Source organism: Pseudomonas sichuanensis, assembly GCF_024749065.1.
In the GTDB taxonomy this organism is placed as follows: Bacteria; Pseudomonadota; Gammaproteobacteria; order Pseudomonadales; family Pseudomonadaceae; genus Aquipseudomonas; species Aquipseudomonas sichuanensis.
Window position 1 is genome coordinate 1,655,486 of record NZ_CP087185.1, and the last position, 25,092, is coordinate 1,680,577.

At 64.9% G+C, this 25,092-nt stretch carries 24 protein-coding genes and 1 tRNA gene; 12 read left to right on the forward strand and 13 right to left on the reverse strand.

The window, feature by feature from the left end:
- Window positions 1-243: 243 nt before the first annotated feature.
- Window positions 244-978 (forward strand): amidotransferase, encoded by a 735-nt coding sequence (locus LOY51_RS07665; protein WP_125463168.1) that lies wholly within the window; start codon window positions 244-246, stop codon window positions 976-978.
- Window positions 979-1,041: 63 nt separating this feature from the next.
- Here the strand turns inward: LOY51_RS07665 and LOY51_RS07670 are convergent, their stop codons facing one another.
- The 3 genes from LOY51_RS07670 to LOY51_RS07680 form a co-directional block, all read right to left on the reverse strand.
- Entirely contained in the window at window positions 1,042-2,013 is a 972-nt protein-coding gene (locus tag LOY51_RS07670; protein ID WP_125463169.1) for a magnesium and cobalt transport protein CorA, read from the reverse strand.
- A gap of 177 nt (window positions 2,014-2,190) precedes the next feature.
- The gene (locus LOY51_RS07675; protein WP_258645543.1) at window positions 2,191-2,910 is read right to left on the reverse strand and encodes a lysophospholipid acyltransferase family protein; all 720 of its coding nucleotides are present in this window, start codon (window positions 2,908-2,910) and stop codon (window positions 2,191-2,193) included.
- Window positions 2,911-3,046: 136 nt separating this feature from the next.
- The gene (locus LOY51_RS07680) at window positions 3,047-3,736 is read right to left on the reverse strand and encodes a crotonase/enoyl-CoA hydratase family protein (protein ID WP_125857852.1); all 690 of its coding nucleotides are present in this window, start codon (window positions 3,734-3,736) and stop codon (window positions 3,047-3,049) included.
- Window positions 3,737-4,025: 289 nt separating this feature from the next.
- Here LOY51_RS07680 and LOY51_RS07685 point away from each other — a divergent pair.
- A tRNA-Ser gene (locus LOY51_RS07685) sits at window positions 4,026-4,115 on the forward strand.
- A 285-nt stretch (window positions 4,116-4,400) separates the two neighbouring features.
- Here the strand turns inward: LOY51_RS07685 and LOY51_RS07690 are convergent.
- Together LOY51_RS07690 and LOY51_RS07695 are read right to left on the reverse strand one after the other, a co-directional pair.
- Window positions 4,401-6,533, reverse strand: a complete 2,133-nt coding sequence (locus LOY51_RS07690; RefSeq protein WP_258645545.1) for a TonB-dependent siderophore receptor — start codon at window positions 6,531-6,533, stop codon at window positions 4,401-4,403.
- 195 nt (window positions 6,534-6,728) lie between these two features.
- A complete protein-coding gene (locus tag LOY51_RS07695) occupies window positions 6,729-7,106 on the reverse strand; it encodes a hypothetical protein (RefSeq protein ID WP_125463173.1) in 378 nt (125 codons plus the stop codon).
- 442 nt (window positions 7,107-7,548) lie between these two features.
- Here LOY51_RS07695 and LOY51_RS07700 point away from each other — a divergent pair, with 442 nt between their 5' ends.
- The 5 genes from LOY51_RS07700 to LOY51_RS07720 are packed head-to-tail and all read left to right on the forward strand — an operon-like array spanning window position 7,549 to window position 13,850.
- Window positions 7,549-9,006, forward strand: coding sequence for a serralysin family metalloprotease (locus LOY51_RS07700; protein WP_258645548.1), 1,458 nt, complete (start codon window positions 7,549-7,551; stop codon window positions 9,004-9,006).
- A gap of 52 nt (window positions 9,007-9,058) precedes the next feature.
- Window positions 9,059-9,436: an AprI/Inh family metalloprotease inhibitor gene (locus LOY51_RS07705; protein ID WP_258645550.1), complete on the forward strand. Its 378-nt coding sequence runs from the start codon at window positions 9,059-9,061 to the stop codon at window positions 9,434-9,436.
- Window positions 9,437-9,480: 44 nt separating this feature from the next.
- Window positions 9,481-11,202, forward strand: a complete 1,722-nt coding sequence (locus LOY51_RS07710) for a type I secretion system permease/ATPase (RefSeq protein ID WP_125857856.1) — start codon at window positions 9,481-9,483, stop codon at window positions 11,200-11,202.
- Entirely contained in the window at window positions 11,199-12,491 is a 1,293-nt protein-coding gene (locus LOY51_RS07715) for an HlyD family type I secretion periplasmic adaptor subunit (RefSeq protein WP_258645553.1), read from the forward strand. Before LOY51_RS07710 ends, LOY51_RS07715 begins: the two co-directional genes overlap by 4 nt.
- 9 nt (window positions 12,492-12,500) lie before the next feature.
- The gene (locus tag LOY51_RS07720; RefSeq protein WP_374046915.1) at window positions 12,501-13,850 is read left to right on the forward strand and encodes a TolC family outer membrane protein; all 1,350 of its coding nucleotides are present in this window, start codon (window positions 12,501-12,503) and stop codon (window positions 13,848-13,850) included.
- A 200-nt stretch (window positions 13,851-14,050) separates the two neighbouring features.
- Here LOY51_RS07720 and LOY51_RS07725 read toward each other — a convergent pair whose 3' ends face one another.
- Window positions 14,051-15,241: an MFS transporter gene (locus tag LOY51_RS07725; protein WP_258645554.1), complete on the reverse strand. Its 1,191-nt coding sequence runs from the start codon at window positions 15,239-15,241 to the stop codon at window positions 14,051-14,053.
- Between the two features lie 107 nt (window positions 15,242-15,348).
- On the opposite strand from LOY51_RS07725, the gene LOY51_RS07730 reads away from it, so the two are divergent.
- The gene (locus LOY51_RS07730; protein WP_258645555.1) at window positions 15,349-16,290 is read left to right on the forward strand and encodes a LysR family transcriptional regulator; all 942 of its coding nucleotides are present in this window, start codon (window positions 15,349-15,351) and stop codon (window positions 16,288-16,290) included.
- Window positions 16,291-16,342: 52 nt separating this feature from the next.
- On the opposite strand, the gene LOY51_RS07735 is transcribed toward LOY51_RS07730, so the two are convergent.
- The gene (locus tag LOY51_RS07735) at window positions 16,343-17,098 is read right to left on the reverse strand and encodes a 3-oxoacyl-ACP reductase family protein (RefSeq protein WP_374046943.1); all 756 of its coding nucleotides are present in this window, start codon (window positions 17,096-17,098) and stop codon (window positions 16,343-16,345) included.
- A gap of 118 nt (window positions 17,099-17,216) precedes the next feature.
- Between LOY51_RS07735 and LOY51_RS07740 the strand changes: the two genes are divergently transcribed.
- Window positions 17,217-18,143 (forward strand): LysR family transcriptional regulator, encoded by a 927-nt coding sequence (locus LOY51_RS07740; protein ID WP_258645557.1) that lies wholly within the window; start codon window positions 17,217-17,219, stop codon window positions 18,141-18,143.
- Window positions 18,144-18,291: 148 nt separating this feature from the next.
- Here the strand turns inward: LOY51_RS07740 and LOY51_RS07745 are convergent, their stop codons facing one another.
- Both LOY51_RS07745 and LOY51_RS07750 read right to left on the reverse strand, forming a co-directional pair.
- Entirely contained in the window at window positions 18,292-18,774 is a 483-nt protein-coding gene (locus tag LOY51_RS07745; RefSeq protein WP_258645558.1) for a GreA/GreB family elongation factor, read from the reverse strand.
- Window position 18,775: 1 nt separating this feature from the next.
- Window positions 18,776-19,174 (reverse strand): hypothetical protein, encoded by a 399-nt coding sequence (locus LOY51_RS07750; protein ID WP_125857863.1) that lies wholly within the window; start codon window positions 19,172-19,174, stop codon window positions 18,776-18,778.
- Between the two features lie 134 nt (window positions 19,175-19,308).
- On the opposite strand from LOY51_RS07750, the gene earP reads away from it, so the two are divergent.
- Both earP and efp read left to right on the forward strand, forming a co-directional pair.
- Entirely contained in the window at window positions 19,309-20,427 is a 1,119-nt protein-coding gene (earP, locus tag LOY51_RS07755; RefSeq protein WP_258645560.1) for an elongation factor P maturation arginine rhamnosyltransferase EarP, read from the forward strand.
- A 48-nt stretch (window positions 20,428-20,475) separates the two neighbouring features.
- The gene (gene efp / locus LOY51_RS07760; protein ID WP_125463185.1) at window positions 20,476-21,045 is read left to right on the forward strand and encodes an elongation factor P; all 570 of its coding nucleotides are present in this window, start codon (window positions 20,476-20,478) and stop codon (window positions 21,043-21,045) included.
- A gap of 133 nt (window positions 21,046-21,178) precedes the next feature.
- Here efp and LOY51_RS07765 read toward each other — a convergent pair whose 3' ends face one another.
- The 3 genes from LOY51_RS07765 to LOY51_RS07775 form a co-directional block, all read right to left on the reverse strand.
- A complete protein-coding gene (locus LOY51_RS07765) occupies window positions 21,179-21,607 on the reverse strand; it encodes an organic hydroperoxide resistance protein (RefSeq protein WP_125463186.1) in 429 nt (142 codons plus the stop codon).
- Window positions 21,608-21,748: 141 nt separating this feature from the next.
- A complete protein-coding gene (locus tag LOY51_RS07770; RefSeq protein WP_125463187.1) occupies window positions 21,749-22,204 on the reverse strand; it encodes a MarR family winged helix-turn-helix transcriptional regulator in 456 nt (151 codons plus the stop codon).
- Between the two features lie 55 nt (window positions 22,205-22,259).
- Complete coding sequence (locus tag LOY51_RS07775; RefSeq protein ID WP_110996498.1) at window positions 22,260-23,216, reverse strand: LysR family transcriptional regulator; 957 nt, start codon at window positions 23,214-23,216, stop codon at window positions 22,260-22,262.
- 115 nt (window positions 23,217-23,331) lie between these two features.
- On the opposite strand from LOY51_RS07775, the gene LOY51_RS07780 reads away from it, so the two are divergent.
- Window positions 23,332-24,081, forward strand: coding sequence for a sulfite exporter TauE/SafE family protein (locus tag LOY51_RS07780; protein WP_125857865.1), 750 nt, complete (start codon window positions 23,332-23,334; stop codon window positions 24,079-24,081).
- Between the two features lie 74 nt (window positions 24,082-24,155).
- Here the strand turns inward: LOY51_RS07780 and LOY51_RS07785 are convergent, their stop codons facing one another.
- Window positions 24,156-25,007, reverse strand: coding sequence for a LysR substrate-binding domain-containing protein (locus tag LOY51_RS07785; RefSeq protein WP_258645563.1), 852 nt, complete (start codon window positions 25,005-25,007; stop codon window positions 24,156-24,158).
- Window positions 25,008-25,092: the final 85 nt, after the last annotated feature.

The window sequence follows — 25,092 nt, forward strand, 5'->3', positions numbered from 1 at the left end:
AACAGTAGGGCGCGCGTCAGGGATGTTTCAGAACCCTTTGTTCTATTGGATTTTGCATTGATATCCGAGGGTTTTAAGGCCACTGGCCACCTCGCTGGCACGCTCTGGCTAGACGAGTGCGCGCAGGGGGTTACCGAGGGTTACAGGGCCTACCGTTCGTCCGGACATCCTACTTGCTTGTGCTGATATTTCGCGTCAGTCTTTACAGCAAATCCCACCCACATGTCGTTCAGGACTACCGCTATGTCGTTACGCATCTGCATCCTTGAAACCGATGTCTTGCGACCGGAGCTGCTCACGCAGTACCAGGGCTACGGAAGGATGTTCGAGCAGCTGTTTTCGCGTCAGCCGATCGCTGCCGAGTTTGACGTGTTCAACGTCATGAACGGCGACTACCCCCCGGACGGCGTAGCCTTCGATGCTTACCTGGTCACAGGCAGCAAGGCCGACTCGTTCGGCGACGACCCCTGGATCCAGACTCTCAAGGCCTACCTGCTCAAACTTTATGAGCGCGGCGAGAAGCTGCTGGGCGTGTGCTTCGGCCATCAACTGCTGGCCTTGACCCTCGGTGGCAAGGCCGAGCGCGCCGACAAGGGCTGGGGTGTGGGTATTCATCGCTACAGCCTGGCGGCCCATGCCCCGTGGATGGACCCGCAAGTGTCCGAGCTGACCCTGCTGATCAGCCACCAGGACCAGGTCACCCAGCTGCCCAAGGATGCAACGGTGATCGCCTCCAGCGATTTCTGCCCGAACGCCGCCTATCACATTCGCGACCAGGTGTTGTGCTTCCAGGGCCATCCGGAGTTCGTCCACGACTATTCCCGCGCATTGCTCGATGCGCGCCAGGATTACCTGGGTGATGAGGTCTATCAGAAAGCCGTGGCCAGCCTGGCCAGCGAGCACCAGGGTGACCTGGTGGGCGAGTGGATGCTGCGCTTCATCCAACAGCCGGCCAAGTCGAAGCCTGACGCCGCCTGATCGATCGCGGGGCAAGCCAGCTCCCACGGAGGCCGTGGGAGCTGGCTTGCCCCGCGATGCGTTCTACAGCCAGCCCGAACGCTTGAAGCTGTAGAACAACCCCGCACACCCCAGCCCGATCACGCTCAGCACGGCAAAATAGCCGTAATGCCAGCCCAGCTCCGGCATGTTCTGGAAGTTCATCCCATAAATTCCGGCAATCGCCGTGGGGAACGCCAGGATTGCCGCCCAGGCCGCGAACTTGCGCTGGGTGATGCTCTGGCGCGATGACTCCAGCAGCATGCCGATCTCGATGGTCTGGCTGGCGATGTCGCGGATGCCGGCCAAATCCTCCATCTGCCGCGTGACGTGGATCTGCACGTCGCGAAAGTAGGGGCGCATGTTCTTGTCGATGAACGGAAAGTTCAGGCGCTGCAGCTCCTCGCTCACCTCGACCATCGGCGCCACGTAGCGACGCAGGCGCAGGATGTCGCGGCGCAGGCTGTGCAGGCGCTGGATATCCTCTTCCTTGAGCGAGTTGCTCAGCACGCTCTGCTCCAGCTCTTCGATTTCGCCGTGGATGGCTTCGCTGACCGGCTGGTAGTTCTCGGTGACGAAGTCGAGCAAGGCGTACAGCACGAAATCTTCACCGTGTTCGAGCAGCAGCGGGCGCGCCTCGCAACGCTGGCGCACCAGGGCATAGGATTTCGAATGGCCGTTGCGGCAGGTGATGATGTAGCCGTTGCCGGCAAAGATGTGGGTTTCGATGAATTCCAGCCGGCCCTCGTGGCGCACCGGGGAGTAGGTGACGATGAACAGCGCGTCGCCGAAGGTTTCGAGTTTCGGCCGGCTGTGTTTTTCCAGGGCGTCTTCGATCGCCAGCTCATGCAGGCCGAACTGACGCTGCAGGTTGGCCAGCTCCTCGGCATTGGGCTCTTCAAGGCCGATCCAGACGAAATGCCCGGGCTTGCGTGCCCACTCGGCGCCTTCATCGAGGTTGATGTTGGTGACTTTCCTGCCGGCGCTGTACACCGCAGACGCGACGACTCGACCCATGGTTGTCCGCTTATTCGGTTGAACACGACGGACAGCTTGGGCTGTGTGGGCGCTTGGAGCAACCCGTAGACATGAAGATTTGCGCAGGCCCTAGGCCGGCAAACCGCGGCGTCCACAGAGTGGCGCACGCGGTCGAGGTGGGAGCCGGCTTGCCGGCGATGGGCCCTAGAGTCAGGCTCAGTTGCCGGGCAGCTCGTTTTCCATATGGTCGATGCAATGCTGCATCTGCGCCTGGCACTGCTCGATCAAGGCGGGCAGGTCCTGCTGGGTCAGGCCAGCGGTGGCGATCGGCGCCAGCGAGCGAATGATCACCGTGCGCCGGCGCCAGCTGTTCAGGCCCATGCGCCGCGTGTAACGGCTGACGCACACCGGCACGATCGGCACACCGGCTTCGAGCGCCATGTGGAACGCGCCTTTCTTGAACGGCAACAGCTGTTCGCCCGGGTTGCGGGTGCCCTCGGGGAAGACCCAGATCGAAGTCTCGTGCTGCAAGGTGCGGGTAGTCGCCTGCAGGGCCTGGCGTGCCTGGAAGACATTTTTACGGTCTATCAGCACGTTGCCGCCCAACCAGAACAGCTGGCCGAACAGCGGCACCCAGCCCAGGCTTTTCTTGCCGATGGCCACGGTGCGCCGCGGTACCACCTGGCCAATGATGAACAGGTCGTAGTTGGACTGATGGTTGGCAATGATCACGCAGCCCGGGGGCTGGTCCCACAGCGGGCCGACCTCGGCCTTGACCTTGATGCCCATGAACCAGGCGGCGGGCACGCTGTAGAGGCGGGCGAACAGGCGGCTGTTGTCGGGGTTGAACGGGCGCAGCAGGCCGATGACCAGGCCAAGCACTCCCACGAGCAGGAAATGCAGCCCCAGCAGGAGCATGCGAAGCAGATAAAGCATGGTACGACTCACACAGAACGATCGCGGCGCAGTGTACGGACGTGCACTGTTGGCGGCAAATGCTGTGGGAGGCTTGATGTCCTGTCTGTAGGAACGGCCCGACAAGGCCGATCCCACAGGCGTTCCGGGCAGCCAATCAGCCCAGGTGGTTCTGGTCCGACAGGATGGCCTCGTCCAGCACCTCCAGCAGGCCTTTGCGCACCTTCAGCTTGGTGTTCTTGTGCGCCAGCATGTTCAGCTTCTTCATTTCGCGGGCGACCGCGGTGGCGGTTTCCAGCAGTTGCTCGGCCGGCACCACCTTGTCGAGGAAGCCAGCGTCCACCGCGCCCTGCGGGTCGAACACCTCGGCATTGTTCACCGAACGCTGGAAGGCTGCACGGCTCAGGCGGTCACGGGCCAGTTCGATACCGGCATGGTGCATGGTCATGCCGATCTGCACTTCGTTCAGGCAGATCTTGTAGGGGCCTTCGACACCGATGCGGTAGTCGCCCGACAGCAGCAGGAAGGCGCCCTTGGCCACCGCGTTGCCTGGGCAGGCGACGATCACCGGGAAGGGGTGCGAGAGCAGGCGGCGGGCCAGGGTGGAGCCAGCGGTGACCAGCCCGACGGCTTCTTTAGGGCCGGCGGTCATCACCTTGAGGTCGTAACCGCCGGAGAGAATGCCCGGCTGGCCGGTGATGATCACGATTGCACGTTCCTCGACGGCGCGGTCGAGCGCGGCGTTGAACGCCTTGATGACCTCCGGCGAGATCGCGTTGACCTTGCCGTTGTTCAGGGTCAGGGTGGCGATGCCGTCTTCGGCGTGGTAGGTAATCAGCTCGCTCATGGCAGAGTCCTTAGGGGGGCGTGGCGACGACGTTACCCAGCGTCGCCTGCCAGGTAAAGCACCAAGGCTGACCGGTTGGTCAGCGCCAGGCCGCTACCCCTCGCGCCATCGGGCCGGCGCATCTGCGGCAGGTAAAAGCGCAGGCCACAATGGCAGCTTTGCCTTGATAACCGAGAGAATTCGGCTGATTGGCTTAAGCGCATGAAAATTCTGAAAAAAATGCTTGCCAAAGAAAGACTCTTCTACTAAATTAGCGCGCCTCGACAGGCTAAACAGCTTGAAGAGAAACGGTGAAGTGTCCGAGTGGTCGAAGGAGCACGCCTGGAAAGTGTGTATACGAGAAATCGTATCAAGGGTTCAAATCCCTTCTTCACCGCCACATTCTACGAGAAGCCCCCGAATCGAAAGGTTCGGGGGCTTTTTGTTTTGGCTGATCCGTCAGCCCCATGAACCCTATGGGAGCAACTGTCTTATGTTGTCAGTGCTGGCCTCATCGCTGGCAAGCCAGCTCCCACAGGTACGATGCTTGCCTCGAGGTTAGCGCGGCCCATGTGGGAGCGGGTTCACCCGCGAACACCGGCAACGCCGGTGCCATGCTGCGCGGTGCTTGCTTCGCGGGTAGATTGCAGCGGCGAACCGCCGCTTCCACAGAAGGCGCTTTGCGTCAGAAACTCACCGAAGCCGACAACCGCGCAGTACGCGGAGCGCCCTGGAACAAGTAGTTGTCCCCCAGGTAGTCGCCCACGTCGCGCCAGTAGCGCTTGTCGAACACGTTGTCCACGGTCAGGCGCAGCACCGTGTCATAGCCGCCGAAGCGGGTGCTGTAACGGCTGCCGAGGTCGAACACGGTGTAGCCGCCGACTTCGACGTTGCCGGCTTGGCTGGCGTATTTGCTGGCGCTGTAGCGCGCGCCGCCGAGCAGCGCCAGGCCCGGCACGGGCAGGGCGTAGTCGGCGTGCAGCGCGGCGCGCAGGCGTGGCACGTTGATCGCCTGATGGCCTTCATAGGCGTCGGTGCCGCTGTCCTGCACCCGGGCGCGGATCGCCGCGGCACTGGCCTGAACCTGCAGTTTCGAGGTCATCCAGCCGCTGGCGCCCAGTTCCAGGCCGGTGTTCTTCTGCTGGCCTTGCTGCACATAGGTGAAGCTGCCGTCGTCCTGCGGCTGCGCGTACTGGTAGGCCTGGCGGATCTGGAACAGCGCGGCACTGAAGCTCATGCCCTGCCAGTCGCGCTTGATACCCACTTCCAGCTGGCGCGACAGGGTGGGGGCGAGGATCTCGGCGGCGTTGCTGGCGAACCAAGGCGCCGTGCCGCCACTGGAAAGGCCTTTGGAGTAGCTGGCGTACAGCGTGGTATCCGCCTGCGGCTTGTAGATCAGCGCGGCGTTGGGCAGCAACTGGTACTGCCGGGTATGCCGGCCGGCGATGCCGTTTTCATCCCAGGTCTTCTCGTCCAGGCGCACTTCGCGAGCGCCGATCACGGTCTGCCAGTGTTCGTCGAAGGTGATGCGGTCGCTGACGAACAGGCCGTACTGGCGGCTGTCCAGGCGGCGTTCGCTGTCGCCGATGGGCTTGTCGGACGGCGCAAGCGCCGGTGCACCGGTGTAGATGTTGCCCGTGCCCAGCCACTCGTTGTAGTACGGGCGCTGGTCGAGGGTGCGCCGCTGGGCGCTGGCACCAACCGTCAGTTCGTGGCCCACGCCGAACGCGTCGAAGCGGCCATCGAGCATGGCCTGGGCCTCGTCGGTGCGCCGGGTGTCGTCCGGGCTGCGGAAGTCATAGATGTCGTAGTCGCCGTTGCTGGCAAAGAACGCGCCTTCACTGGAGCCCCAGGCAAACGCGCTGTAGTCATCGATCACCACCTTGCTGCGCGACGCGCTCAAGGTGCCGTTCCAGTCATCGTTGAAGCGGTACTTGAAGCGCCCACCCAGGTTCAGCGAGTCGTTCTGCACCGGCTTGGCCCACTGCTGCCAGGCCAGGTGGTCCTTGGGGTCGACATCGTGCGGCAGTTGGCTGCCGCCCAGCAGTTGGTAGCCCGGCACCGAGTACTGCTCGCGGTGCTGGTATTCAGCATCCAGTTCCAGCACGGCGTCGGGGTTGATCTGCCAGTCGGCGGCCAGCGAGGCGAAGTCGCGTTTGCCGTCGGCATGGTCGACATAGCTGCGGATGTCTTCATGGGCCAGGTTGACGCGCAGGCCGAACTGGCGCTCGGCGCCGAACCAGCCCCCCAGGTCGGTGGCCAGGTAGCGTTCGCCCTGTTCGTTGCTGGAAACGCTGAGGGTGCGCACGTCTTCCGTGCGCTTGGTCACGTAGTTGACCAGCCCGCCAGGCTCCGACACGCCGCTTTGCAGCCCCGAAAGTCCCTTGAGCAACTCGACCTGCTGCTTGTTCTCCAGTGCCACGTTCTGCTCACCGGCGATGGTCTGGCCGTTGATCCGGTAACTGCTGGCGGCATTGAGCTCGAAACCGCGCACGTTGAAGTTCTCGTAGTAACCGACCGGCGCATAGCTTTCACCCACCGAGGCGTCGCTCTGCAGCACTTCGCTCAATTTGCGCACCTGGCGGTCGTCGAGCAGCTGGCGGCTGAACACGCTGACCGCCGCCGGGGTATCGAGCAGTGGCGCATTGTGCAGCCCGCCGACCTGCGCCTCGCGGGCCTGGTAGCCATCACTGCCGTACACCTCGGTGACCTTTACCGGCGCCAGGGTCACGCTGTCTGCTGCCAGGGCATGGGCGCCGTGCAGGGCAAGGCCAAGGCCGAGCAGGCCAAGGGGCAGGCGGGGGCGAAGCGGGGTCATGCGGGGCTCCTTGAAAATACCGACGCCGCCGTTATCGGTCGGCGGCGGTCGGCAGGGCAGGTGTCGGGCAGGGCTGACCCGCCGGCGTTGCGCCGGTCAGGCGGATGCAAAAGGGCGCCATGTTAACAGGCGCGCACGGGCAAGTGCCTGCAAACGCAGGCACTCAGGGAGAAAACGTATGGGCCCCGGGTGAATTCAGGCGGCGACTGGCCGTTGATGCCGGCGCCAGTTGTCGTCGATCTTTGACCAGGTCTTGCCGTCGGTGATGGCCAGCAGTTTGCGACCATCCTTGAAGGTGGCGATGAAGGTCACTTCGTCCTCCTTGCCACCCAGCAGCAGGCCGGCAAGCAGGCCGACCGGCCCGGCCACCAGTGCTCCGGCCATGCCCCAACCCAGGGCGCCGCCGAGGCTGCGGGTCGATTCCAGGTTGGCCAGTTTCAGCTCCTGGATGCGTGTGAGGGAAATGCGCTCGCCAGGCGAGGGGCTGCGCGGGGTCTTGAGTGTGAGCGCTCCATTGCGATACTCGCCTTCACCTTGCAAGAAATCGCCGGATTGCACCGTGAGTCTTGTCATCGTGTCGTCCTGTCGGGAAAGGGCATTTGACCAACGCCTAATGAGCGCCGTGGGCGCGGGCAAGTCAACGGCCAGGCGACGGAGGGTCGTGCGGCCGGTTGTCGCGCAGTAAAGCGCCTAAACGAAATGATGCTTCGAATGAACATCAAGTGGTCGCGTTTTCATAAGTAAACTTCGAGCGGATGAATAAAAACCACTGAGTCATTAATTGGGCTCATGGTTTTATCCAGGTTTGCCGGGGTAATAACAGTTTGCGCAAATAAGGGCATGGCAGTGTCGGTGTTCACAAACGAAAAAGTTCTGTCAGAAAACGCTGGACAGAAAGTTTCACTTTGTGTCAGTTTTTTTGCGCCTCATAAGGGCGAGTGACAGGATGAACTCGCCAAGTGGGAGACTCCTGTCTGACATCAACTGCTTGTTCGTAAACAAGGAAGTAACCTGCATGTCGAAAGTCCAAGTTAATGCCAGTGTTTCGGCCACTTCTGCGTTACAACCGCAAGGGCCGAGTGCCTCCGCCGGTTTGATCGACCGTTTCGCCCATCAGTACGATCGCGGCGGCGCCAACATCAACGGCAAAGCGTCCTACACCGTCGACCAGGCGGCCGATTTCATCCTGCGCGATGGCGCGGCCTGGAAAGACCTGAACAAGGACGGCACCATCAGCCTCACCTACACCTTCCTCAACCGCGCACCGTCGGACTTCTACAGCCGCGAACTGGGCAGCTTCAGCCAGTTCAGCAGCCTGCAGAAGGACCAGGCCAAGCTCGCCATGCAGTCCTGGGCGGACGTGGCCAAGGTGACCTTCACCGAGGCGGCGTCGGGCGGCGACGGTCACATGACCTTCGGCAACTACAGCGCCAACGACGGCGGCGCGGCCTTCGCCTACCTGCCGTTCGACCAGCCGGGCTCGCACAAGGGTGAATCCTGGTACCTGATCAACAGCGGCTACCAGGTCAACACCACCCCGGGCACCGGCAACTACGGGCGCCAGACCCTCACCCACGAAATCGGCCACGTGCTCGGGCTGTCCCACCCCGGCGACTACAACGCCGGCAATGGCAACCCGACCTACCGCGACGCCACCTACGCCCAGGACACCCGCGGCTACAGCGTCATGAGCTACTGGAGCGAGAGCAACACCTCGCAGAACTTCGTCAAGGGCGGCGGGCAGTACTACGCCTCGGCGCCACTGCTGGACGATATCGCGGCGATCCAGAAACTCTACGGCGCCAACTACGCGACCCGCTCGGGCGACACGGTGTATGGCTTCAACTCCACCGCCGATCGCGACTTCTACTCGGCCACCTCGGCGTCGTCGAAGGTGGTGTTCGCGGTGTGGGACGGCGGCGGCAACGACACCCTGGACTTCTCCGGTTTCACCCAGAACCAGAAGATCAACCTCAACGAGGCATCGTTCTCGCACGTGGGCGGCATGGTCGGCAACGTGTCCATCGCCAAGGGCGTCACCGTGGAAAATGCCTTCGGCGGTTCGGGCAACGACCTGCTGATCGGCAATGCCGTGGCCAACCTGCTCAAGGGCGGGGCCGGCAACGACATCATCTACGGCGGTGGCGGTGCCGATACCCTGTGGGGCGGCGCCGGCGCGGACACCTTCGTGTTCGGCGCGGTCAGTGATTCGACCAAGGCGGCACCGGACCGGATCATGGACTTCACCAGCGGCCAGGACAAGATCGACCTGTCGGGCATGGCCGCCTTCGCCGTGGACAAGCTGCCGCTGCAGTTCGTCAACGCCTTCACCGGCCATGCCGGCGAGGCGATCCTCAGCTACGACCAGGCCACCAACCTGGGCAGCCTGACCATCGATTTCACCGGAAACAGCCTCGGCGATTTCCTGGTGACCACCGTTGGCCAGGCCGCTGTCACTGACATCGTGGTCTGATGCACGAGGGGGCGGCGTGCGTGCGCCGCCCCTTTTGAGCTGAGGTTGACGCATGCCTTTTTGCAAACCAATGATCGCCGTGTGGGCGATCCTCCTGATGGTGATGACCGAGGTCAGTATGGCCAGCAGCCTGTTACTCCCCAACCCCGCGCAACTGGCCGGGCGTTGGCAGCTTTACCCTGAAAGCCAGCAAGCGCAGGCCTGTGAGTTGCGCCTTGACGCCAACGAAGGCGTGCTGGGCGGCGATCTGGATTGTGTCGCGCAGCTGATCGGCCTGCGTCCCGGCAGTTGGCTGGTAACCCCGGATACCCTGGCTCTGGTGGGCGGGGACGGCAGCAGCGTGGTGCACTTCAGCCGCGAAGGCGCCCTGCGCTATGGCTGGACTGCTCCAGACGGCACGCCGCTGATACTCGAACGCCAGCACCCATAACCCCCGCCCGGCACTTTGCAGTGCCGGGCCAATAAGGGCGAAACATGAAACAACCGAGCCAAAAGCCCGGGGCACCCTTGTGGGCGGCGCTCGGCAACTACAAGTCGACCTTGATCAGTGTTGGCTGTTTTACCGCACTGATCAATGTATTGATGCTGGTACCTTCCATTTATATGTTGCAAGTGTACGACCGTGTACTGAGTTCGCAGAACACCACAACGTTGTGGATGCTGACCTTGATGGTCGTCGGCTTCTTTGTATATATCGGCGCACTCGAGGCGGTGCGCAGTTTCATTGTTATTCGCGTGGGCAACCAGTTGGAGAAAAGTTTCAACCTGAGTGTGTATCGCGCGGCCTTCGAGCGTAACTTGCGCCAGCGTGACGGCGCTGCCGGGCAAGCCTTGAACGACCTCACCCAATTGCGCCAGTTCGTCACCGGGCCTGCGTTGTTCGCCTTCTTCGATGCCCCCTGGTTCCCCCTCTACCTGGCGGTGATCTACCTGTTCAATGTATGGCTCGGAGTGATGGCCACGGTCGGCGCACTGCTGTTGGTCGGCCTGGCCGTGCTCAACGAGCGCCTGACCCATGCCACCCTGGCCGAGGCCAGCAACGTCCAGCAGCAATCGACCATGCTCGCCGCAAGCCAGCTGCAGAGCGCCGAAAGCATCCAGGCCATGGGCATGCTCGGCGCCCTGCGCCAGCGCTGGTTCGCCCTGCACGGGCGCTTCCTCGACCTGCAGAACCGCGCCAGCGACACCTCGGCGGTGATCACCGCCAGCAGCAAGGGCCTGCGCCTGTGCCTGCAATCGCTGGTACTGGGCCTGGGCGCACTGCTGGTGATCGAGGGCCAGATGACGCCCGGCATGATGATCGCCGGTTCCATCCTCATGGGCCGGGTGCTCAGCCCGATAGACCAGTTGATCGCGGTGTGGAAGCAGTGGAGCGGCGCCCAGCTGGCCTACCAGCGCCTGGGCAGCTTGCTGCACGATCACCCCGAGCCGCCGGCGCCCATGCCGTTGCCGGCACCCAGCGGTGCCCTGGCGGTGGAGCAGCTCAGCGCCGGCCCGCCCGGGCGCAACCTGGCCACGCTGGCGCAGGTGAGCTTCAGCCTGGCGCCGGGTGAACTGCTGGGCGTGCTGGGGGCCTCGGGCTCGGGCAAGTCGACCCTGGCCAAGGTGCTGGTCGGCGTGTGGCCGAGCCTGGCCGGACATGTGCGCCTGGATGGCGCCGAGCTCAAGCAATGGGACCGTGAAGCCCTTGGCCCGCACATTGGCTACCTGCCGCAGAACATCGAGCTGCTGCGCGGCAGCATTGCCGAGAACATCGCCCGCTTCGGCGAGCTGGATGGCCAGAAAGTGGTCGAGGCCGCGCGCCTGGCCGGGGTGCATGAGCTGATCCTGCGCCTGCCCCAGGGCTACGACACCCGCCTGGGCGAGGCGGGCGCCGACCTGTCCGGCGGGCAGAAGCAGCGCATTGCCCTGGCCCGCGCGCTGTACGGCAACCCCTGCCTGATCGTGCTCGACGAGCCCAACTCCAACCTCGACAGCCCCGGCGAAGCCGCCCTGGCCAGCGCCCTGATGCAGCTCAAGGCCCAGGGCCGCACCGTGGTGCTGGTGACGCACCGCAGCGCGGCACTGGCCCAGGCCGACAAACTGCTGGTGCTCAACGAAGGGCGCATGCAGGGATTCGGCCCGGCCCGCGACATTCTCCACGCCCTTGGCCAGGGCCAGGCGCAACGCCCATTGCAGGCCGGAGGTGGCGCATGAGCCGGCATGAGCGCGATGCGCGTTTCCATGTACGCCTGGGTTGGCTGCTGACCCTGGTCGGCTTTGGCGGGTTCATGGCCTGGGCCAGCCTGGCGCCGCTCGATCAGGGCGTGCCGGTGCAAGGCACGGTGGTGGTGTCGGGCAAGCGCAAGGCGGTGCAGTCCATGGCTGCCGGCGTGGTCAGCCGGATCCTGGTCAGCGAAGGCCAGCAGGTGCGCCAGGGCGAGCCGCTGTTTCGCCTTGATCGCACCCAGGTGCAGGCCGATGTCGACGCGCTGCAGGCCCAGTACCGCATGAGCCGCGCCAGCCTGGCGCGCTGGCAGAGCGAGCGCGACAACCTTGGCCAGTTGCAGTTTCCCGCCGAGCTCAGCGCCGATGCCGACCCCAGGCTGGGGCTGATCCTCGAAGGCCAGCGCCAGTTGTTCGACAGCCGGCGCCAGGCCCTGGCCCGCGAGCAGGGCGCCCTGGCCGCCAGCCTCGATGGCTCCCAGGCCCAGCTGGCCGGCATGCGCCGTGCCCGCGGCGACCTGCAGGCCCAGGCCGATTCGTTGCGCGAGCAGTTGGACAGCCTGCGCCCGCTGGCCGGCGAGGGCTACATCCCGCGCAACCGGGTGCTGGAGTACCAGCGCCAGCTGTCGCAGGTGCAGCGTGACCTGGCGCAGAACGCTGGCGAAAGCGCACGGCTTGAACAGGTGATCGTCGAGGCGCGGTTCAACCTGCAACAGCGCCGCGAGGAGTACCAGAAAGAAGTGCGCAGCCAGCTGGCCGAGGCCCAGGTGAAAGCGGCGACGCTTGAGCAGCAGCTCAATTCCGCGCGTTTCGACCTGCAGCACAGCGAGATCCTCGCCCCGGCCGACGGCATCGCGGTGAACCTGGGCGTGCACACCGAGGGCGCGGTGGTGCGTGCCGGTGACACTTTGCTGGAAATCGTCCCCCAGGGCACCGCGCTGGAGGTGGAAGGGCGCCTGCCGGTCAACCTGGTGGACAAGGTGGCGCCACAGTTGCCGGTGGACATCCTGTTCACCGCGTTCAACCAGAACCGCACGCCCAGGGTGACCGGCGAAGTGGCGCTGGTGTCGGCCGACCAACTGATCGACGAACGCACCGGCCAGCCGTATTACGTACTGCGCAGCAGCGTCAGCGACGCGGCGCTGGCACGCCTGCAAGGGTTGTCGATCCGCCCGGGCATGCCCGCCGAACTGTTCGTACGTACCGGCGAACGCTCACTGCTCAACTACCTGTTCAAGCCCCTGCTCGACCGTGCAGGCAGCGCCTTGACCGAACAATAAGGACTGCGTGTGAACAAGCTGCAATTGATCGGGCTGCTGGCGGCCTGCGCCTGGCTGCCGACGGCCGCGCAGGCGGCCATGGGGCCGTTCCAGGTTTACGAGCAGGCGCTGCGCCGCGACCCGACCTACCTGGCCGCCTTCAAGGAACACGAGGCCGGCCAGGCCTATCGTGACATCGGCCGCGCCGGGCTGTTGCCGAACCTGTCGTACAACTACAACCGCGGGCGCAACGATTCCGAGGTGTCCTACCTTGGCGATTCTCGGCGCCAGACCGAGGACCGCACCTACAACAGCATGGGGTCGAGCTTCACCCTGCAGCAGCCCTTGTTCGATTACCAAGCCTATTCGAGCTACCGCAAGGGCGTGGCCCAGGCGCTGTACGCCGACGAAAACTTCCGCGATCAGAGCCAGCAACTGTTGGTGCGGGTAATGACCAGCTATACCCAGGCGCTGTTCGCCCAGGACCAGATCGCCATCAGCGTGGCCAGCAAACAGGCCTACCGCCAGCAGTTCCAGCAGAACCAACGGCTGTTCGATGCCGGCGAAGGCACCCGTACCGACATCCTCGAAGCCCAGGCCCGGTTCGAGTTGGCCGATGCCGAGGAGATCCAGGCGCGCAACGAGCAGGATGCCGCGCTGCGCGAGCTGGGCGCGTTGATCGGCGAGCCTGCGGTGCGGGTCGAGGACCTCGCGCCGCTTTCGGCCGGCTTCGTTCTGCCGCCGGTCGAGCCCAGCGGCTATGACGCCTGGCAGGAACGGGCCGTGGCCAACAATCCACAGCTGGCGTCGTCGCGTCAGGCTGTGGAAGTGGCGCGTCAGGAAGTGGAACGCAACCGCGCCGGGCACCTGCCCAGGGTCACCGCGTTCGCCACCTCGCGGCGCCAGGAATCGGACAGCGGCAACACCTACAACCAGCGCTACGACACCAACACCGTCGGCATCGAGGTCAGCGTGCCGATCTTCGCCGGTGGCGCTGTCTCGGCCTCGACCCGTCAGGCCAGCCGGCAGCTGGAGCAGGCCGAGTACGCCATGGACGGCACTACCCGCAGCGCCCTGATCGAGCTGCGCAGGCAGTACAACGCCTGCCAGTCCGGGGCCAGCCGCCTGCGTGCCTACGAGCGAGCGCTGGTGGCGGCCGAGGCGTTGGTGGTGTCGACGCGCAAGAGCGTGCAGGGCGGCGAGCGGGTCAACCTGGATGTGCTCAATGCCGAGCAACAGCTGGCCACCACCCGCCGCGACCTGGCCCAGGCGCGGTATGACTACCTGCTGGCCTGGATCAAGCTGCACTACCAGGCGGGGGTGTTGAGCGAGACGCAGTTGGCGCGGGTGGATGAGGCATTCATCGCCAGCAAGCTGTGACCCCTGTGGGAGCGGCGGTTCGCCGCTGCGATTTACCCGCGAAGATGACACCTCATTGCCTGGCACGGGCTATGCCCGTGTTCGCGGGTGAACCCGCTCCCACAGGGATCGCGTGACCCTGTGGGAGCGGGTTTACCCGCGAAAGAGACACTGCGGTGCCCGTGTCAGTCGGCGATGAAAGCCATTGGCGGCCTTGAAGGTCAGGCCACCTCCGGCTGCAACTTCACCCGTTTGCGCTCCGCCAACCCCCACACCGCCAGCGCCACGGCGCCGATCACCACCCCGGCGACGACGATCCCGTTCCAGCCATGCCGCTGGAACAACTGCGTCCCCAGCAACGAGCCCAGCGCGCCGCCGATGAAATAGCAGGTGATGTAGCCGGCATTGAGGCGTGTACGCGCTTCAGGGCGCAGCACGATCACCGCATTCTGGTTGCTCACGTGCACCAATTGCACCGCCAGGTCCAGCAGCAGCACGCCCAGCAGCAGCGCCGCCAGCGAGCTTTGCGCAAAGGCCAGCGGCAGCCACGACAGCAGCAGCGCCGCCAGGCCCACCGTGGTGCCCAGCGAACCCTTGCCGCGGTCGGCCAGGCGCCCGGCCCAGTTGGCCGCCAGCGCCCCGGCCGCACCGGCCAGGCCGAACAGGCCGATCACTGCGTCGGAATAGTGGTACGGCGGGCTGCTCAGCAGGAACGCCAGCGGCGTCCAGAACAGCGCGAACAGGCTGAACGCCAACAGCCCCAGCAGCGAACGCAGGCGCAGTACCGGCTCTTCGATGAACAGGCGGAACACCGAGCCGATCAGCGCCGGGTACTTGAGCCCGGCATGGCTGTGGTGTTGCGGCAGGCTGCGGTAGAGCGCGAGGGCGGTGAGTGCCATCAGCACCGCGGCCAATACGTAGATGCTGCGCCAGCCGCCCAGTTCGGCCATGAAGCCGGCGGCGGTGCGCGCCAGCAGAATGCCCAGCAGCAGGCCGCTCATCAGCGTGCCCACGGCGCGGCCGCGCTGGTCCGGGGCGCTGAGGGCGGCGGCCATCGGCACGAGGATCTGCGCCACCACCGAGAACAACCCGGTCAGCGCGGTGCCGAGGATCAGCCAGGGCAGGCTGGGGGCGCAGGCGCTGATGACCAGGCCGGCAGTGGCGATCAGCACCATGGTCACGATCAGCCGGCGCTGTTCGAACAGGTCACCCAGCGGTGCCAGCAATAACAGGCCGGCGCCATAGCTGAGCTGGGCGGCGATGACGATGGTGCCGGCGCCGGCGGTGCTCAGGCCGAACTGCTCGGCGATGCTGTGCAACAGCGGTTGGGCGTAGTAGTTGCTGGCCACGGCCAGCCCGGTGGCGGTGGCCATCAACAGGATCAAGGCGCGGCTGAGAGTGGGGGCGTTCATGGTTGTCTCATGGCAGGCAAGGTGGAATGGCGGCCAGTATCAGGAAGTGTCTGGCATGACGCCAATGTATAGTTTTCAGCGTGTCCATCTAAAAAGCAGATAGATCGATGAATCTCAAGCAGCTCGAGTACGCCCTGGCGGTGGCCGATACCGGCAGTTTCACCCGCGCTGCCGAGCGCTGCCATGTGGTGCAGTCGGCGCTCAGCCACCAGGTGGCGCGGCTGGAGGCGCAGTTGGGGGTCAGCCTGTTCGAGCGCAGCTCGCGGCGGGTACGCCTGACCCATGCCGGCGAAGCTTTCGTGCTCAGTGCCCGGCCGGCGCTGGAGGCCGCCAGGCGCATTGCCGATGACGTGGCCGCCGCCTGTGGCCAGGTGCGCGGGCGCCTGTCGATCGGTGAAATCAGTTCGCTCACCGCGCTCGACCTGGTCGACCTGCTGGCGGTGTTCCATCGCCGCCACCCGGACGTCGACGTGCGCTGGCTGACCGCCAAGAGCGAGCTGCTGATGGCCGACGTGTGCGAGCGGCGCCTGGACGTGGGGTTTGTTGGTTTGTGGCAGGGCGAAGTGCTGCAGGGCGTGCAGCATCGCCTGCTGGCGCGTGAGGAACTGGTGGCGGTGCTGCCGCCCACCCATGCCCTGGCGGGCAGGGCGCAGCTGGCCCTGGCGGACCTGGCCGCCGAGGTGCTGGTGGACTTCCCCGAAGGCACTGGCGCGCGCCGGCAGACCGACGAAGCATTCCAGGCAGCGGGGTTGATGCATCGGGTGCAGTTCGAGATCGGCCATATTCGCCTGGTGGAAAAGTTCGTCCAGCGCGGCATGGCCGTGGGGCTGGTGCCGGAGCGGATCGCCCGGGGTTTTGCCGGGGTGGCGGTGGTGCCGTTGCTGGATGCGCCGGTACGGCATTTGTATGCCGTGTGGTCGCCCAGCCCGACGCCAGCGGCGCGGGCGTTTCTGCAGGTGATGGAGCAGAGCCAGGGGCCGATGGCTGAGTATGTAGCTGCCTGTGCTGGCCTCATCGCCGGCAAGCCGGCTCCCACATCTATTGCCTGATTCCTGTGGGAGCTGGCTTGCCAGCGATTAGGTCTGCCAGGAGACGCGTGTCTCAGGCCGAGAACCCACCATCGGCAGTCAAGCTGGCGCCGGTGATATAGCCCGCCTCCGGCCCTGCCAGATAGGCCACGAAGCTGGCGATCTCTTCCACCTGCCCATAGCGCCCGATGGCCATCAGCGGGATCAGGCTGTCGGCGAACTCGCCGCTGGCCGGGTTCATGTCGGTGTCCACCGGCCCTGGCTGCACGTTGTTCACCGTGATGCCCTGCGGCCCCAGGTCACGGGCCAGGCCTTTGGTCAGGCCGACCAGCGCCGATTTGCTCATGGCATACGGCGCGCCGCCGGCAAACGGCATGCGCTCGGCATTGGTGCTGCCGATGTTGATGACCCTCCCACCCTGGCCCATGTGTTTCGCGGCGGCCTGGGTGGCGACGAACACGCTGCGCACGTTGACCGCCAGGATGCGGTCGAAATCGGCCAGGTCGAACTCGGCCACCGGCGCCACCGCCAGCACGCCGGCATTGTTGACCAGGATATCGAGCCCGCCGAAGGCCTTGACCGTGTCGGCCACGGCCTGCTGCACGGCAGCGGCCTCGGCGCTGTCGGCACGCAGAGCCAGGGCCTGGCCGCCGGCATTAGTGATCTCGCCGGCCAGGGCTTCGGCGGTGGCGGCGGAGCTGACATAGGTGAAGGCCACCTTGGCGCCGTCGCGGGCCAGGCGGCGGACGATGGCCGCGCCGATGCCACGGGAACCGCCCTGGACCAGGGCCACTTTGCCGCTCAGGGGAAGTGCTTGGGACATGCTGATCTCCAGTATTCAAGCAAGGCAGGTTGCCTTGGATGGGCGCAGTATCGACCGATGATTACCCACTGATAAGATGGTAATCACGATCATCTGAGTAAACCATTGGTTGAGAATCCAAGCCATGGAATCGTTCAGTCACCTTGAATGCTTTGTTCGCAGCGCTGAAGTAGGCAGCTTTGCCGAAGCCGCCCGGCGCCTGTCGCTGACCCCGGCGGCGGTCGGCAAGAACGTCGCCCAGCTGGAAGCGCGCCTGGGCGTGCGGTTGTTCCAGCGTAGTACCCGCAAGCTGACCCTGACCGAGGCGGGGCAACGATTTCTGGGGGAAGTCAGCGACAGCTTGCGCACCATCCAGTACGCCATGGCCAACCTGGCCAGTGCCGAGGGCCAGCCGGCGGGTGTGCTGCGGGTGAGCATGGGCACGGTGTTCGGGCGGCTGTATGTGCTGCCGTTGTTGGGGGAGTTCTTGCGGCGTTACCCGGCGATCACCCCGGACTGGCATTTTGACAACCGCCAGGTCGACCTGATCGGGCAGGGCTTCGATGCCGCCATCGGCGGTGGTTTCGAGCTGCCGCTGGGAGTGGTGGCGCGCAAGCTGACCCCGGCGCACCGGGTGCTGGTGGCGGCGCCGGCGTACCTGCAGCGGCACCCGCCGATCGAGCATCCCAGTGCGTTGGCGCAGCATGAAGGCATCCTGATCCGTTCGCCGCAAACCGGCCGCGTGCGTGCCTGGCCGCTGACCAGCCGTTGGCAGGAGCAGTGCCCGCTGCAATTGCCGCAGAGCATGACCATGAGCGACTCAGATGCCGCCTGCGCGGTGGCCGGGCAGGGGCTGGGGATTGCCCTGGTGAGTTTGCCGTTTGCCTTGCCGTACCTGACCGAGGGCAAGCTGCAGCGCGTGCTCCCGGACTGGTACGTGGACGATGGCAACATCAGCCTGTATTACGCCGAACACAAGCTGTTGCCAGGCAAGACCCGGGCGTTCATCGATTTTGTGGTGGAGCAGTTTGCCGAACAGGGGTTGGCGGGGCGGTTCAACGCGTTGCAATGACCATCGCGGCACTTTGTGGGAGCCGGCTTGCCGGCGATGCAGGCGCCGCAGTCTCGGGCACCGGCTTCGCCGGTGATCGCCGGCAAGCCGGCTCCCACAGGTTCGGCACAGCTTGCAAGAGCGTGTGGAGGCAGGCTTGCACCATTGATTACACGACGGCGACGATGAACTGCACCTGCATCACCCCATTCACCACCAGACTCACCTCGTCATCCAGCTTCTTGCCCAGCAGTTGCTGCCCCAGGGGCGCACGCGGGGTGATCACTGTTACCAAGGCATCACCTTCGCCAATCTTCAGCCCGGCCCCTTCCGGCCCGAGGAACAGCAGGCGCTGGCGACCGTCTTCATCTTCCAGCGTCACCAGGCAGCCGATCTGAATGCCCCGCGCCGGGTCATAGTCGCGCAGCACCAGTTGCTGATAGGTCAGCAGCGCTTGGCGGATCTCGGCGGTGCGCCGGGCCTGGCCAGTGGCCAGGTAGGAGGCCTCCAGCCCCAGGGTGTCGTACTTGTTCTCGGCGATGTTCTCTTCGGCGGTGGCCGTTTCATAGGCGGTCTGGGCCGCCTGGCGCAGCACTTCCATGTCGTGCTCGAGGGTGGCGATGATGCGCTGCAGCAGGCTGGTCTTGTTCATCTCAGTAGCAGAACTCCAGCACGTTGGCCTGGCTCTTGTCGGTCGGCGCGGTGCGGTTCTGTTGCAGCCAGAACTGGCACTTGGGGTTGTTCAGGTTGCGCGGGCTGCCCTGGGCGGTTTCGGCTGCCTGTTGCAATTGCTGCTGGTGCAGGATGTCCTTGTAGCGTTCGAACATCTGCGCCTGGGCATCTTCCGGTTGCGCGGGCGCGCTGGCGGGCGCCGGCTGGACGATGGCCGGGGCGACCGCCTGGGCCACCGGCTGCACCTGTTCCGGCCACAGGCGCTGCGCCAGCCACAGGCTCAGAGCGATGGCGACGGCCCCCAGCCACAGGCCGAAGGCGACGCACAGGATCAGTTGCACGGGTTTGAGGGTGATCTTCAGTTCGCGGGAGCGGGGCATGGCGGCCTCCTGGCAGGGCGGATCGATGGCGGCATTGTCGCATGGCGTGGCAGGTTTTTTTAGCGCGGCGCTTTTGTCGGCGCGCATTTGTGCGCAGAATCCGCGGTCTTTTTTGCAGGTAACGGGACGTGGCGATGAAAACCACCTGGGACATCTTCTGCACGGTCGTCGACAACTATGGCGACATCGGCGTGACCTGGCGCCTGGCCCGCCAGCTGGTGGCCGAGCATGGGCTGGGCGTGCGCCTGTGGGTGGATGACCTGCAGTCCTTCGCACGCCTGTGCCCGACGCTGGACTGCGATGCCGACCAGCAATGGCAGGAGGGCGTCGAGGTGCGCCGCTGGGCCGCCGAATGGCAGGGCGCAGCGCCTGCACAGGTGGTGATCGGGGCCTTTGCCTGCCAATTGCCGCCGGCGTTCGTCGAGGCCATGGCCCGGCAGCCCAAGCCGCCCTTGTGGCTGAACCTGGACTACCTCAGTGCCGAGGACTGGGTCGAGGGTTGCCATGGGCTGCCCTCGCCGCAGGCCAACGGGCTGCGCAAGATCTTCTTCTTCCCGGGCTTCACTGAAAAAACCGGTGGCCTGCTGCGCGAGCGCGCCTTGTTGCCGCGCCGCGAGGCGTTCGAGCGCGCAAGCTTCCTCGCCGAGTTAGGCGTTGTGCCCGAGGACGGCGCGCGGCTGATTTCGCTGTTCGCCTACGAGAACCCGCAGTTGTGCAACTGGCTCGATGCGCTGGCGGCCGATGCGCAGCCGGTTCACCTGCTGGTGCCGCAGGGGCGCATCCTGGGGGATCTGGGCCGCTGGCTGGGCGAGCCCGAGCTGCCCGTGGGGGCCTTGCATCGGCGCGGCGCCTTGACCGTGCAGGTGCTGCCGTTCGTCAGCCAGGACGATTACGACAAGCTGCTGTGGAGCTGCGACTTCAACGCCGTGCGCGGCGAGGATTCGTTCGTGCGCGCGCAATGGGCCGGCGCGCCGATGTTGTGGCATATCTATATCCAGGAAGAGAACGCCCACTGGGAAAAACTCGAAGCCTTCCTGGCCATTTACCGTCGTGGGCTGTCGGACGCCGCTGGCCTGGCGCTGACCGCGATGTGGCGTGCCTGGAACATGGATCAGCCGATGGGGCAGGCCTGGCAAAGGCTGCAGCCGCACTGGGCTGAGTTGTGCACCCATGCCCGCCAGTGGCGCGCCGAACAGGCCGCTCAGCCGGACCTCGCCACGAGACTGGTACAGTTTTACCGAAATTCGCTATGATACGCGGCCTCGATTTTTATAAATCCATCCAGATTCGGATACTTCGTAATGAAAACTGGTAAAGAGCTGAAACCCGGTACCGTACTGCGGATCGATAACGACCCGTGGCTGGTTCAGAAAGCTGAGTTCACCAAGTCGGGCCGTAACAGCGCGATCATGAAGACCAAGCTGAAGAACCTGCTGACCGGCTACAAGACCGAAACCGTATACGGTGCGGACGACAAGCTGGACGACGTGATCCTGGATCGCAAAGAAGCGACCCTGTCGTTCATCAGCGGTGACTCGTACACCTTCATGGACACTTCCGACTACACCATGTACGAACTGAACGCCGAAGACATCGACGCCGTTCTGCCGTACATCGAAGAAGGCATGGAAGACATCTGCGAAGCCGTGTTCTTCGAAGGCCGCCTGGTATCGGTAGAACTGCCGACCACCATCAGCCGTCAGGTTGTCTACACCGAGAACGCCGCACGTGGCGACACCTCGGGCAAGGTCATGAAGCCTGCCAAGCTGAAGAACGGTACCGAGATCTCGGTTGCCGACTTCATCCAGATCGACGAGTGGATCGACATCGACACTCGCGACAACAGCTTCAAGGGCCGTTCCAAGAAGTAATCCTTCTTGCGATGAGCACGAAAAACCCGGCCTTGGCCGGGTTTTTTTGTGCCTGATAAACATCGCGGGGCAAGCCCGCTCCCACGCCAGGATGCGACCAGCGTGGGAGCGGGCTTGCCCCGCGATCATTTTGTTATACGGTCACATGCAACCGCACATCTACATTGCCACGGGTTGCGTTGGAGTAAGGGCAGACCTTGTGCGCCTTCTCCACCAGCCCTTCGGCATCGCCCTGGGCCAGGCCCGGCAGGTTGATGTGCAGGTCGATGTCCAGGCCGAAGCCACCGGGAATCTGCCCGATACCCACCTTGGCGGTGATCGAGGCATCGGCCGGCAGGGCCTTTTTCTCCTGGCCGGCGACGAACTTCAGGGCGCCGATGAAGCAGGCCGAGTAGCCGGCGGCAAACATCTGCTCGGGGTTGGTGCCGTCACCGCCAGCGCCGCCCAGCTCTTTAGGGGTGCTCAGCTTGACTTCCAGCTTGCCGTCGCTGGAGCGGGATTTACCGTCGCGGCCGCCAGTGGAAGTGGCTTCTGCGATGTACAGCGGAGTGACCTTTTGCATCTTGAGCCTCGTTCATATGCTATGCGCCCGTTGATGGAAGGGGCGCTGGGTGGGTACGGGATAAAACTTAGCGCGCAATTAGTTTGCGCGCAAGTTAAATGTTCGGCCACTCGTCCGAACGGCCATCACCCAGCATAGCCGTCAGAGGTTTTTTTGCAGGTTCGCGCGCAGTTCGATCAGTTCTGCCTGCAGCTTGGCCAGTTGCTCGACCGTGCGGCCGCTGGCCTTGAGGATGCAGTGCGGCACGTCCCGGGCTTGCTGTTGCAGGGCGCGGCCCTTGTCGGTCAGTTGCACCAGCACCACCCGTTCGTCTTCGCGGCTGCGGGTACGCTTGAGCAGCCCCTCGCTTTCCAGGCGCTTGAGCAGCGGGGTGAGCGAGCCGGGGTCGGTGAGCAGGTGCTGGCTGATCTCGCCCACGGTCAGGCCGTCCTGCTCCCACAGCACCAGCATGGCCAGGTACTGCGGGTAGGTCAGGCCCAGCGCCTGCAGCAGGGGCTTGTAGACCTTGGTCATCAGCAGCGACGTCGAATGCAGGGCGAAGCAGACCTGGTTGTCCAGCAGCAGCTCGTCGCAGGGGGCTTGGGGGTTGGCGTTCATGCAGGTCCTTGAAATCGGTGTAGGTGAAAATCTAGCACGCTGAAGGTTAGCGCGCTCATTGCCAGCGCAGCTCGCTGCGTAAGGCCAGGTCCCAGGGGGGCACCGGGCTGAAGCGGCTCTTGAGGAATTCGAGCAGCAAGCGGCTGCGAGAGTTCGTTTCATGTTCCAGGCGCAGCGCATAGATGCCACTGCTCTCCGGCGCGGGCAGGCCGTTGTCGCAGAACAGTGGCAGCAGTTCGCCGCGCAGCAGGTAGTCGCTGATCAGCCAGGTGGGCAGGTGGGCGATGCCCAGGCCGGCCAGTGCGCCGAACAGCAAGGTTTCGGCATTGTTGGCGGTCATGCGCATGCGCGTGGGCCGGTACAGGCGCGCCTGGCCATCGACCGTGAAGCGCCAGGCGAACGGCGGCGCCAGGCCGTCCCAGTCGAGGCCGTCATGCCCGGGCAGCTCGCTGGGGCAGGCGGGCACGCCACGGCTGGCCAGGTACCCGGGGCTTGCGCAGGCGATACGCACCATGTAGGCCAGGGGCGTGGCCACCAGGCGGGTGTCGGCCAGGGGGCCGGCGCGCAGCACCAGGTCGACTTCGCCCAGGTGGCTGCCGTGCAGGTCGACGAAGCTGTCGATCAGGCGCAACTGCACGTCCAGCCCGGGGTAGGCCACCAGGAAGTCGGCAATGGCCGGTGCCAGGTGGCGGCGACCGAAGGCCGCCGGGGCATCGATGCGAATCAAGCCTTCGGGGGCGTTGCTCAGCGATACCGCCTCGGCCCGTGCCAGGCGCAACTCTTCGATGATGCGCCGGGCCCGTTCGGCGAAGGCGTTACCGGCGGGCGTGGGGCGCACGGCGTGGGTGCTGCGGGCGAACAGGCGGCTGCCGACGGCGCTTTCCAGGTTGTCGATGCGCCGCGCCACGGCCGAGGGGGTCAGTGGGTGGCGGCGAGCGGCGGCAGAAAAACTGCCGGTTTCCAGTACGTCGAGGAACAGGCTCAGCTGTTCGGTGAGGATGTCGGGGCTCATGGCAGGTCTGCTTATGCGTAAGGCGCACAGCCATTGTGCGCTGCTATGCGTTTCCCCGCCAGCCGCGACTGGGTAGCATGCAGCCATTGTTCAGGAGCAGGCGGATGAGGCGCTGATGATCGAGTGGTTGATGTATATCGTGTTGGGCGCCGCGCTAGGCACCATGGGTGGGTTGTTCGGCATCGGTGGCGGGCTGATCGCCATCCCTGCGTTGGGCGTGCTGTTCGGCCTTGACCAGCAACTGGCCCAGGGCACCGCGCTGGTGATGGTGGTGCCGAACGTGCTGCTGGCGCTGTGGCGCTACCACCAGCGCAACCGCATCGAGCTGCGCCATGCCGTGCCTTTGTCGCTGTGCAGCTTCCTCTTCGCCTGGCTGGGCTCGATCTGGGCGGTGGGCATCGATGCCCAGTCGATGCGCCTGGGCTTCGTCGGCTTCCTGGTGGCGCTGGCGGTGTGGAACGTGGCGCGGATGTTCCTGCGGGTGAGGCCGCCGAGCAGCGAGTTGCGTTACCCCTGGCCGTGGTTGGGTGTGCTGGGCAGCTTCGCTGGGACCATGGGCGGGCTGTTCGGTGTGGGGGGGGCCGTGGTGGCCACGCCGATATTGACCAGCGTGTTCGGCACCACCCAGGTGGTGGCCCAGGGCTTGTCGCTGGCGCTGGCGGCGCCGAGTACCACGGTGACCTTGCTGACCTATGGGGTGCATCAGAGCGTGGACTGGAGCGTCGGTATCCCGTTGGCGGTGGGCGGCCTGCTCAGCATCAGTTGGGGGGTGAAACTGGCCCATGCCTTGCCGGAGAAGGTGCTGCGCGCGCTGTTCTGTGTGTTCCTGGTGGTGTGTGCGGTGATGCTTGGGTTCGAGCTTTAGCCCGATCGCGGGGCAAGCCCGCTCCCACAGTCGCAAGCGTGGGAGCGGGCTTGCCCCGCGATGGTTTCTACGTGCTACTTGAACCCTTCGACAATGAACTCGGCCATGCAATCGGTGATCGGCGACTGCTGTTGCGCGTTGCGCAGCAGCATCACATTGGCCATGTGCAGTTGCGGCAGGCCATCGTCCTCGCCAAGGATGCGCAGATCGCCGCCGACCAGGCTGTGCAGTTGCGCGGTCACCGCCAGCCCGGCGCTGACGATGGCGAAGATCGCCGCCAGGCTGGGGCTGGTGTAGGCGATACGGTATTCGATGCCCTGTTGCTCCAGGGCATTGCAGGTCCAGGCGCGGCAGAAACAGTCGGTGTTGAACAGCGCCAGCGGCATCGGCCGCTGTTCCTGCGGGCAGTACCCTCGGGCCGCCGCCCACACCAGCCGTTCCTGGCGCAGCAGCTGGCCGATTTCATTGCCGGGTTCACGGGTGACGATGGTCAGGTCCAGGTCCTGGCGCAGCATCAGCTGTTTCGACGAGTCGCAATGCACCTCGACATGGATCAGCGGGTAGGCCTGGGCGAAGCGGGTGAGGATGCCGGGCAGGTAGCGCATGGCATAGTCGTCCGGGGTACCGATGCGCACCACCCCGACCATGTGCGGCATGCGCAATGTATTGAACACTTCGCCATGCAGCTTGAGGATGCGCCGGGCGTAACCCAGCAGCACCTCGCCCTCGGCGGTCAGGCGCACCTGGCGGCCGTCGCGCTCGAACAGCTGGCGCTGCAGGATGTCTTCCTCCAGGCGCTTCATCTGCATGCTGACCGCCGACTGGGTGCGGTTGACCACTTCACCCGCGCGGGTGAAGCCGCCTTGCTCGGCAATGGCGACGAAGGTACGCAGCACGTCGGCATCGAGACTCTGATACTGGGACATTGCATCAATCTCCGAGATGCATGGCATCAGAAACATTCGTTGGATTGATCTTAGGCCTGGGCAGAGACTGAGGCCATCCACACGG